This is a genomic window from Sphaerisporangium sp. NPDC051017 (genome assembly GCF_040683095.1).
In the GTDB taxonomy this organism is placed as follows: Bacteria; Actinomycetota; Actinomycetes; order Streptosporangiales; family Streptosporangiaceae; genus Sphaerisporangium.
This window is the reverse complement of record NZ_JBFBCI010000044.1, coordinates 68,539-78,443: the sequence shown is the minus strand read 5'-3', so window position 1 is coordinate 78,443 and position 9,905 is coordinate 68,539. Positions and strand designations below refer to the sequence as shown.

General features: G+C 70.9%; 6 protein-coding genes. 2 read left to right on the top strand and 4 right to left on the bottom strand.

The features are described 5' to 3' along the window. Positions 1–25: 25 nt before the first annotated feature. The gene (locus tag AB0M95_RS28890) at positions 26–466 is read right to left on the bottom strand and encodes a hypothetical protein (protein WP_363771039.1); all 441 of its coding nucleotides are present in this window, start codon (positions 464–466) and stop codon (positions 26–28) included. A 276-nt stretch (positions 467–742) separates the two neighbouring features. Here AB0M95_RS28890 and AB0M95_RS28885 point away from each other — a divergent pair, with 276 nt between their 5' ends. Both AB0M95_RS28885 and AB0M95_RS28880 read left to right on the top strand, forming a co-directional pair. Next, positions 743–1,963, top strand: coding sequence for a substrate-binding domain-containing protein (locus tag AB0M95_RS28885; protein WP_363771036.1), 1,221 nt, complete (start codon positions 743–745; stop codon positions 1,961–1,963). A gap of 163 nt (positions 1,964–2,126) precedes the next feature. Continuing rightward, positions 2,127–3,005: a sulfotransferase gene (locus tag AB0M95_RS28880; protein ID WP_363771033.1), complete on the top strand. Its 879-nt coding sequence runs from the start codon at positions 2,127–2,129 to the stop codon at positions 3,003–3,005. Positions 3,006–3,065: 60 nt separating this feature from the next. On the opposite strand, the gene AB0M95_RS28875 is transcribed toward AB0M95_RS28880, so the two are convergent. Genes AB0M95_RS28875 through AB0M95_RS28865 form a run of 3 tightly spaced genes read right to left on the bottom strand, consistent with a single transcriptional unit; the run spans position 3,066 to position 9,835 of the window. Then, entirely contained in the window at positions 3,066–5,531 is a 2,466-nt protein-coding gene (locus AB0M95_RS28875; protein WP_363771030.1) for a hypothetical protein, read from the bottom strand. A 6-nt stretch (positions 5,532–5,537) separates the two neighbouring features. Further along, entirely contained in the window at positions 5,538–7,271 is a 1,734-nt protein-coding gene (locus tag AB0M95_RS28870) for a sortase (RefSeq protein ID WP_363771027.1), read from the bottom strand. Then, the gene (locus tag AB0M95_RS28865) at positions 7,268–9,835 is read right to left on the bottom strand and encodes a hypothetical protein (protein WP_363771024.1); all 2,568 of its coding nucleotides are present in this window, start codon (positions 9,833–9,835) and stop codon (positions 7,268–7,270) included. Before AB0M95_RS28865 ends, AB0M95_RS28870 begins: the two co-directional genes overlap by 4 nt. Positions 9,836–9,905: the final 70 nt, after the last annotated feature.

Sequence of the window (9,905 nt, the reverse complement as noted above, 5' to 3'; positions counted from 1 at the left end):
GCTGCCGTACGGCAGCGCGCCGCGCTCATCTCGTCGGGCTGGGCGAGGGAACGGCCTGCGTGGTTTCGTGCGGCATGACTTCGACGACCCCCACGAGTTCCCCGTCCTTGGTGAGCCGGTAGGCGTAGGAGCCCATCGTTTCGAAGACGTGCGTGAACGTGCCGCCCGGCGGGATGTCGCCCGAGGGCTTCGTGCCGTCGATCAGGCGCACCGAGGCGCTCTTCGCCGTGTCGTTCTTCCAGGTGATCGTCGTGCCGACGCCGGTGATCAGATGCTTGGGGATCGGCCCGGCGTCGGTGAGCCTGACCATGGCGCCGTTGGCGATCCGCGCGGTTTCGGCGGAGGTGAGCGGCGCCGCGGTCGCGGTCGGAACGCGAGACTTGTTCGGGGGGGTCTGGTCCTCCTGGCCCACCGCGCAGCCGGCCGCACACAGCAGCCCCGCCATGGACACCGAAATCGTGATCACCGCTCTTCTCATGACATCGCACTCTCGGCGAAGAAAGCGCCGCGAGCCGGTCCGTGGAGTGCGTAGACGGTAAACGAATTGAAAAATCCTTGGACTGGTTTCCGGAATGCCGTAATACCCGTTTTGCTCATCTCGCGTTCTCGGTGCCGACATTCCAGGTTAGTTGGCGAACGGCGCGACTGCACCTGATGATCCCAGTGGTGCCGCGATGAGACCACCCCTACGGGGGGTGGGCCGCGGACCGCCGCTCCCCTATCCCCAGAGGATTGAGGATTCATGTCCATCGAAAGTCCCGAAAAGACGAGCCGGTTCCGCGGCATGGCCAAGCGCTTCGCCGCTGTGGCCGCCGTGTTCGCCTCGGCGAGCTTCATCGCGCTCCCGGCGTCGGCGGCGCTCCCCGACTTCGCTGACGGCAAGTTCAACTTCATGATGAACGGCGCGGGGTCGGACACGACCTACTTCGCCATGCAGGACATGGACGACCTGTTCAACGAGTCGCCGGGCTGCAACCTGATCGTCCCGCCGGCGCTGCCGCAGTTCACCTGCGGTCCCGACACGGCCACCACCGTGCTGACGGAGAACTACGACCACGAGGTCGCCGCCGAGATGTTCCCGCAGGGCTCCTCGGCCGGTCTGCGCGTGCTGTGCCAGGAGAACGACGGCCTGACGGGCACCCTGTACTACAGCTACGCGCGTTCCTCCTCGGCTCCGGCCAGCGCTCCCAGCGAGTGCAAGAACGACACCAAGGACAAGCTGCGCTACGTCGGCTGGGCCAAGGACGCCGTGACCATCCCGCGGTGGACCGGCGGCCCCTCTGACGGCGTCACCAACCTGACGCTGGACCAGCTCAAGCAGATCTTCCTCGGCACTCCCCCCGCCGGCAGCCCGCCCGGGACCATCGGCACCTGCAACCACAACTGGAACGAGTTCGGCGGCGGCAACGCGGCCATCCGCGTGAACGGCATCCAGACCAGCTCCGGCACCTACTCGACGTGGCAGAGCTTCCTCGGCGGCGACCCGAACACCTGTGTCGCGGCCACCGGCGGCCAGGTCCTGTTCGAGAACAACTGCACCCCGATCAACACCCTGCCCGCCGTCGACCGTCAGCGCTCGATCTGGGCCCTGTCCTTCGGCAAGTACACCACCGGTGAGGCCGACTGCAGCACCGCCGCCGCCCCCACCGCGCTGATCAGCGTGAACAGCGTGGCTCCGACCGCCGCCACCATCCAGAACGGCACCTACCAGTTCAACCGCACCCTGTTCAACGTCTACCGCCGCAGCGGCCCGCCGTGGATCCAGGGCTACGTGGGCGAGGCCGGCTGGATCTGCAAGCCGAACGCCCTGCACAGCAAGCCGGTCGGCGACCCGAACCCGGGCCAGGAGAACGGCAACGTCGACCGTAACTGGGGCGTGGCGATCGACAAGGTCATCACCTCCAACGGCTTCGTGAAGGTCAACCCGACCGGCAACAAGTGCGTCACGTTCGACGTGAACTGACGTAGTCACCGGTCACAGCAGCACCCCCGTGAAACCCGTCCGGGCCGGGCTCCCAGAGCCCGGCCCGGTTCGGCCGTTCGCGGGCTTTCCCGTCCGTCATGCCCGCGAGGTCCTGGCGTGGCGGGGATCAGAAACAGGCTCCAAGTGTTCGTCGGGAGAACACGTGCTCAGCTTCGTCATCGGTACCGGGCGTTGCGGGTCGACGCTCGTTCACGAGGTGCTCGCGCGGCACCCCGAGGTGGGGTTCGTCTCCAACCTCGACGACCGGTACGCCCACTGCCCCGGCTGGATCCGGCGGAACAGCGGCGCGCTCTACCGCCGGGTGCCACCGCGGCTGACCGAGAAGGGCCGCATGCGCTACGCCCCCTCAGAGGCGTACAGCGCGCTCGCCCGCGAGGTGTCCCCCCTGCTGGTCGATCCGTTCCGTGACCTGCTGGCCTCCGACGTCACGCCCTGGCTGGCCAAGCGCATGCGGACCTTCTTCGAGTCCCGCGCCGAGGCCGAGGGCGCCCCGCTGTACCTGCACAAGTTCACCGGCTGGCCGCGCACGGGCTTCCTCCGGGAGATCTTCCCCGAGACGCGGTTCGTCCACATCGTCCGTGACGGGCGCGCCGTGGCCAACTCGCTGGTGCAGATGCCCTGGTGGCGCGGGCACCTCGGGCTTGAGGGCTGGTCCTTCGGGCCTCTGCCCGAGCACTACGGACGCGAGTGGGACGCCGAGGGGCGCTCGCTCGTCCACCTCGCCGGCCTGGCCTGGAACCTGATGATCGACGCCTATGAAGCGGCCCGTGAGGCCCTTCCCGAGGACGCCTGGCTGGAGGTGCGCTACGAGGACATCGTGGCGGACCCGCGCAAGCATCTCGAGGTCATCCTGGAGTTCCTCGGTCTGCCCTGGACGCCCGGCTTCGAGCGCGGCTTCGCCAGGTACTCCTTCTCCGCCGGCCGGGCCGACGCCTTCCGCCGGGACCTCACCTCCGCCCAGGTCGCCCTGCTCGACCGCTCACTGGGCGAGCACCTCAGGCGGCTCGGCTACGAGGTTTAGGAGGGCTCGCTCCGGCGGAGGACCAGCGCTGAGCCCGGCTCAGCGCCCGGCGGCGGAGGATCAGGTGAGCCGGCGGTGCTCGCCGGTGCGCTCGCCGCCCCCGTTGAGCATCCGGACGTCCGAGTCGATCATCCGGACGTCCGACTCGATCACCCGCACGTCGTGATCAGGGCCGGGCGCAGGCGGCATCGCTTGCACCGCCGAGACCCGCGGCGGCGGGAGGTGGGCCACCGGGCGGCGCTGGCGCAGCAGCTCGCGCAGCAGCAGGATGACGACCGCCAGGAGCGCTCCAACGCCGCCCGCCATCGCCGCCGACCTCGCCACGAGCGGCGACTTCGCGACCACCTCGCCCTCGGGGGTGACCGGCCGGATCGACGCCTTGGACTGGGCCAGCCGCGCCTCGGCCTGGTGCAGCGTCTGCGTGACCTGCACCAGATAGCGGTTGGCCTGGTCGGACTCGTTCTGCAGCGCGAGGAACGGCACCAGGTCGGGCGTGAGGGCGGCGAGCTGCTTCTGCCGGTTGCTGATGGCCTTGAGGATCTCGTTCTTGTCCCGGGTGCCGGTCGGAGCAGCCAGCTCCGACTGCAGCCGGGTGATCTCGGCGTACAGCACACGGTAGCGGTCGGGGGCCAGCCCGTTCTTCTTCACCACCTTGGACATGGCCTTGGCGCTGTCGTCGGCGGTGCGCCGCGCCGTCGCGACGTCGGACTTCGCGCGCTGGATGTACGGGTCGACCAGCGCGTCCACGGCGGCGGTGGCCACGGCGCGGGTGACGGCGGCCGCCTTCACCGGGTCCTCGCCGGTGTAGATGACCTGGACGACGGTGCCGCGCTCCTTGACGCCGTCGGGCCGCGCGGTGGTCAGCCCACCGGCGATCGCGGCGGCGCCGAGGCCCGCCTTCTTGGCCGCGGCCTCGGTCACCGCGGCCGAGCCGACCAGCGTGCGGAAGTTGGCGACGGACTGCTCGGTGAGGGCGGCGCCCCCGGCGGCGTCCGGGGTGGTCACCTGCAGCTCGACGACGTGCTGGTAGGTGAGCGGCTGGAGGTACGCCCAGCCGGCGCCGCCCGCCGCGGCGACGATGGGAATGGCGGCCAGCGGAACGATGATCCCGCGATACCGTCGCCCATATTCGGAGAGTTCCATCGTGTCTCCTCGGGTGACTTGTCGGATGGATGTCATGGCCGATGACGCCCGCCCGGGGCCCGTGGGCGCGGGCTTCGTGGCGGACGGCGGGAGGGGGGAGGTCACGGACGTCGGCACCAGAGGCGGTGAGGAGTCCGGCGGCTCGGTCTCGCGCAGCGCGGTGTGGAACTGCCGGATCCACAGCGCCGCCCCGGCGAGGTTGGCGAGCGCCAGCCCCGTCGCGGCGCCCACGGCGCCGTCGAGCGCGGCCCCCGCCACGCTGAAGCCGATGTAGAGGGGGGCGAACATCAGGCGGACGGCCGGGCTGCGGCGGGTGTCGCCGAGCGCGCGCAGCCCGACTACCGGGCCCGTCATGGCCGCGACACACGCGTACAGCAGGGCGGTCGGCAGCAGGATGGACTCGGCCAGTTCCCACGAACCGCCGACCAGCGCCCGTCCGACCCCCGCGGGCAAGATCAGCGCGATCACCGTATAGGCGGCGGCCACCACGACCAGGGCTCCGGACTGGGCGACCACCGTCGTGCGCAGGGTCGCGACCGAGCGCCTCAGCGCGCCCACGGCCTGCGGGATGGCGACGAGGCCGCCCGCCTGCAGCAGCACGTTCAGCGGGCCGAACACCACCTCGGCCGCGCGGATCGCGCCGAGGACCTGAAGCCCGCCCGCCCAGCCGATGGCCAGCATGGCGAGGTTGCGCCCGCCCATCCGCGCCAAGAACTCGACGGTGTAGGCGGGCAGCAGGTCCCACACCGCGCGGATCCACCGGCGGGCCCGCCACGGGGCCGGCAGGACGCGGGCCTGCACCGCCCCGGCCACGGCGGCGACGGTCGCCGAGACGGCCCAGGCCGCCACGATCGCCCCCACCGTCGGGTGGCCGGAGCCGATGACCCAGCCGACCCCCACCACCTGGCCGGCGGCCCAGATGACGTCGTTCAGGATGGCCTGCCCCGGCCGGTCCGCGGCGATGAACGCGAACCGCCAGGCGTCCTTGAGCAGCAGCCCGGGAAGGAAGACCGCCAGCGGCAGCACCGCCTCGGCCACCGCGCCCCCGTACAGGGGCACGACGGCCAATAGCAGCAGCCCGCCGAGCAGGCCGATCACCAGCGCGAGCCCGGTCGACTCGCGCACGCCGCGCCGGTGCTGCTCCGGCGGCACATGGCTGAACCGGACGAGCAGCGGCTCGGAGACGACTGTCCGCGAGAAGCCCAGCACGATCATGTACAGGGTGTTGGCGATCGCGAACGCGCCGAGCGCCGCGACGTCCACCTCTCGGGCCACCACCACGGTCAGCGCGATGCTCGTCGCGCTGGCCAGGGCCTGGTCGGCGATGCCCCACGCGGTCTTCGGCGTGAACGGGAGCCGGCGGCGAAGCCTCGTTGCCTGCACCGCGGCTCAGAACGTCGAGGGGAACAGGCGGGCGAGCGCCTCGAACCAGATCAGCACCATCGCGAGCAGCGCGGGAGTGGTGAGCACGTAGGTCGACGCCCGGCGCCACCGGCGATACAGCGCGAACGTGCCGGTCAGCAGGCCGAAGAACACCACGCCCCAGCCGATGCTCGGCCACCAGGCCGTGGGATCGCGCCCGAGGCCCAGTTCGTCCACCTTGACCTGGTTCTTGTCCAGGGTCTTCAGTGAGGCGGGTTGGCCGTCAAGCCGCGCGACCACCGCGAGCCTGCCGCCGCCGCCCGTGTCCAGGGTGGTCAGCAGCGTGAGCCGGTTGACGATCGTGGCCTGCGAGAGGAAGTCCTGCTCGCCGGTCTTGGCGCGCATCGTCGTCTCGACGGTGTAGGAGAACTTGCCCTCCTGCGTGGTGACAAAGATCTTGTCCCCGCGCTCCAGCTCACCGATACGGGCCAGAGGCGCGCCGTACAGATCGCGGTGCCCGGCGAGGATGGCGTTTCCGGCCTGGCCCGGCATCGGCGACGGCCGGTAGTGGCCGACCGCCGACCTGAGCTCGGCCGTGCCGGTGCCCTGCACCACGGCCTCGTGCGTGCCGAACTTGGGGATCTCCAGCAGCGCGATGGGTTCGCCGCGCGGCGGGTTGGCCGCCAGGTTCGGGTCGCCGGGCTGGGGGGCGGCCGCGATGGCCGCCGAGATCTTGAACTTGTCGTTGATCTGGTCGAACATGATCCGCTGGTTGCGCTCGTAGGTCAGGTGGCCGAACCACGACGCGTAGAACGAGAAGGCGACCAGCAGCGCGCCAGTCACGATGAGAGCGCTCATCGCGACGCCGCCGAGCTTGCGCACCTCCGGGGGGAGGCCGTCGATCTGCTTCCGCAGCCTGCGCCACCAACTCTCCCGCTTCTGCGGCATGTACCCGGGCATGCGGTACATCGGCCCGGCCGGGCCCGGTGGCATCGGGCGCCCGAAGGGCTGCGCGAACGGTTGTCCGTACGCCTGCGTGAACGGCTGGCCGTACTGCTGCGTGTACGGCTGACCGGGCGGCGCCGCCTGAGCGGCAGCCGGATGGCCGGCGGTCTGCGTGGCCGCCGCCGCGTGCGCCTGCGGAGAGTCCGGCGTGGACATGGCCGTCTGCGCCGGCGCCGCCCCGGCCGGAGGTGCCGGTGGCACGGCCGGGCCGGTGGGCCCGGTGGGCATGGTCTGGCCGGGCAGGACCGTCTGGCCCACGGGAGCGCCGTAGGGCGCCGGCATGCCGTACTGCGGGGGAACGCCGTACGCCGTCCCGTAGCCCGGCGGCAGGGTGTACCCGGGCGGCAGGCCGGGCGACATTCCCGGAGGCAGCGGCGCCCACTGCCCGGGCGCGACCTGGATCCACGACGCCAGCGGGTTGTACGGCGCGGGAGGCGCGGGGGGCGCCGCCTGCGCGGGGGCGGGGACCGCCCCGAGGCGCAGGAGCGCGTTGTCGTAGCGTGCCCGCAGGGCCAGGGCCGCCGCCCTGCGCCCGGGGTCATGGGCGGGGACGGTCAGTTCGAGCTGCCCGAGCAGCACCGAGGCCGACCCCGCCTGGACGAGGGCGTTGGCGTGCTCGGGCCCACCGCCGGTCGCGGACACGCGGGCGACCGTCTCCTCCAGCCGGGCGACGGCCTGCTCGGCCATCTCCAAGGCGGCGGAGTACGCTTCCTCGCCGCCGCCATCGGCGGACGACGCGACATCCATCGGGGTCATGCGCCGGAGCCTGGGGTCGTCGAGGGAGCCGCGCCGGAGTCCGTGGTACCGGTGGGCGGCTTCGGCCCGCCGGTACCCGCGGCGGCGGTGGCCGCCTTGGCGCGGATCCGCCACAGCACGTACCCGCGCCACGTGCCGCCGACAGACAGGGCGATCAGGCCGAGGATCAGCAGCAGGCTCGTCCGCGCGGCCCACGAGGCGGCCGGGATCGTGCCGCCGCGGACGGTGCCCTCGTTGGCCAGCGGCTGCGCGCTCGGGGTGGTGGTCGTCTGGGCGCCGGGCTGCTGGGCGCCGCCGTCGGGCACGGGCTGGCCGGTTCCGCCGGTTCCGGGGTCGGTGGTGGGTGGCGGTGTCGTGGCGCCGCCCGTGTTGGTGCCCGTGTTCGTGCCGCTGCGGTTCTCGATGGGCTGCTGGTTCGAGGAGCCGCCACTTCCACTGCCGCCGCTCTTGCCGGTGCCGGACGACTTGGTGGTGGCCCGCGGGGACGGGGTGTGCGTGATCCTCACGGTCGCGGTCGGGGCGGGCTTGGCGCCGCCGTCGAGGAGCTTCGCGTTGTTGTCGGGCGCACCCGGCGTTCCCTCGTCGGTGGTCTTGTTCCCGTTACCGCCGCCCCCGTTTCCTCCGCCGCCGTTTCCTCCGCCATTGCCGTTTTCTCCGCCATTACCGGCAGGCGGGGGCGTGGCATCGTTCAGATCCAGCATGGCGGCGACCTGGAGCGACTGGTCGCGCAGTGTCTGAGGGAGCGGCGCGCCGCCGAGTTGCTCGACCTTGGCCTGGGCGGCGTCGCTGGCGACGTACCTGATGAACGCCGCCAGTGCCTTGCGCTTGTCCGGCGGCAGCGGGTTCTTACCGTCGGCGCCCCTCTTCGGCACCGCCAGGTAGTGGATCATCGGCAGGGGGTAGGCCGCCTCCGCATTCTTGGCGTCGAAGACGGGGGTGTAGATGCCGTCGTCGTTCTTCTTCATCGTCGCGAACGCTGCGAGGATCGAGTCCTTGGTCGGCACGACGTACTTCCCGGCGGCGTTGAGCAGCGGGGAAACGCCGAGCGTGAACCCTCGCGCGGCGAACGCGTTCACCTCGGTGATGTCCAGGTACCCCAGCGAGCCCCTGCCCGCGCGGTTCTGGTCCACCTCCGGCAGGGGCACACCCTCTGAGTTCTTAGAGGTGAGAGATCCGAACTGCGTGGCGAGTTGCTGCGCGGTTTCGCTGCCGGACTGGACGCCGCGGGTGCCACCCCCCGCCGAGCCTTGGAGTTTCAGGCCACCCTCCGTGGGCTCGAAAGATGGGACGTTCGCGGCCAACCACCCCGACAGGACCTGGTTCTGCGCGGACTTGCCCAGGCGGAAGACCGGGACGACGGACTTGGGAGGCAGCTCGCAGCCGTGGTTGTCCAGAGGCAGGATGGGTTGTTGCCCAGGTGCGGGCAGTCCCCCCCAGTTCTGGGTGTTGTTGCCCTGGGGCACGCCGGCGATGCCGAGCATGACCCCGAAGGCGCGGGGGCTCATCCGGGCGTCGCGGAGCGGCTGGCCGGCGATCTCCACCGAGTTGGCGATCGCGAGCGCCGTGAGCGAGATGGGAGCGTAGGCGACGTCTCCGCCGACCGTCTCCTTGTCGTAGTCGAGGCCGGTGACGGCGAAATCGCCACCGCGGTCAAAGTTGCTCTGGAACCCGCTCTTGAGTACGCCGCCACCCTGTTCGGACGTCGTGCGGGAGAAGCCCACGTCCGCTGCCTTGGATGTGCCTCGCACGCCGGCCAGCCATGCGTCGAATACTGTCCCAACGTTGGCGGACCCGGTCCCATAGATGGACGCACCCACGAGCTCACCCGTGATCGGCGGTGGCACGGGCGGCGGCTTGTCCTCGGGGAAGTCCGGCAGTGGGAGCGCGGGGACAACGATGTTGATCGGTTTTCCATCGCTGCCCATGGCGAAATTGAGGGGCTGGCTGGCCGCAGCCCGCGCGGGGTCCTTAATGCCCTCAGGTGTCACCGCCCGGGGATGCAGCATGACCGGAAAGTTGGGAGGAATTTGCCAGTCCAGTGGCTGGCTCCATTCGCACTCGCTGGCGATGACGGTGCACGCGGAGCCTGCTGCACAACTGAAGACAAGACTATCCAACGCAGACCCGCTCCCTTGGAGGCCAATCCGCGACGCCGCCATCTCGCCTTGCTTGACGGTGAATGTCGCCGAGCCGCTGCCGTTGGCGTCGGTGGTGACCGCCTGCCGGAGTTGGTGAGCGCAGTACCTGTACGGGTCCCATGTAGTGCTGTTCGTCAAGTTCCCGTGCTGGTACCAGGCCCGGCCGGGTGTCAGGCACTGGCTGAGTACGACCCGCGAGTTCGGGGTGAAGCCCGTCCACTTGACGGTGACGGCCTGTTGGGCGCCAAGCAGCTCGCTGGTGATTCCGTCCAGCCTGGTCTTGCCATCCGCGGACCACACCTCGACCGTAGGAGTCGGCTCTGCCGCACTCGCCGGGGACTGCGCGGTTGCCGGGCCGACCGCCAGGACCGCGGAACCCCCCATCACCACCACGGCCAGTAGCGCCAAACGCCTTCTTCGCAACACGTCCGCTCTCCTCGATGCCCGGAACGGGGCGTTCGACTCCGCTGCATATGCCCCGTATATAGGGAATCGC

Bases quoted from the DNA above. Each gene is read 5' to 3' on its own strand.
- AB0M95_RS28870 (WP_363771027.1), bottom strand. From the start codon at position 7,271: ATGACCCCGATGGATGTCGCGTCGTCCGCCGATGGCGGCGGCGAGGAA.
- AB0M95_RS28885 (WP_363771036.1), top strand. From the start codon at position 743: ATGTCCATCGAAAGTCCCGAAAAGACGAGCCGGTTCCGCGGCATGGCC.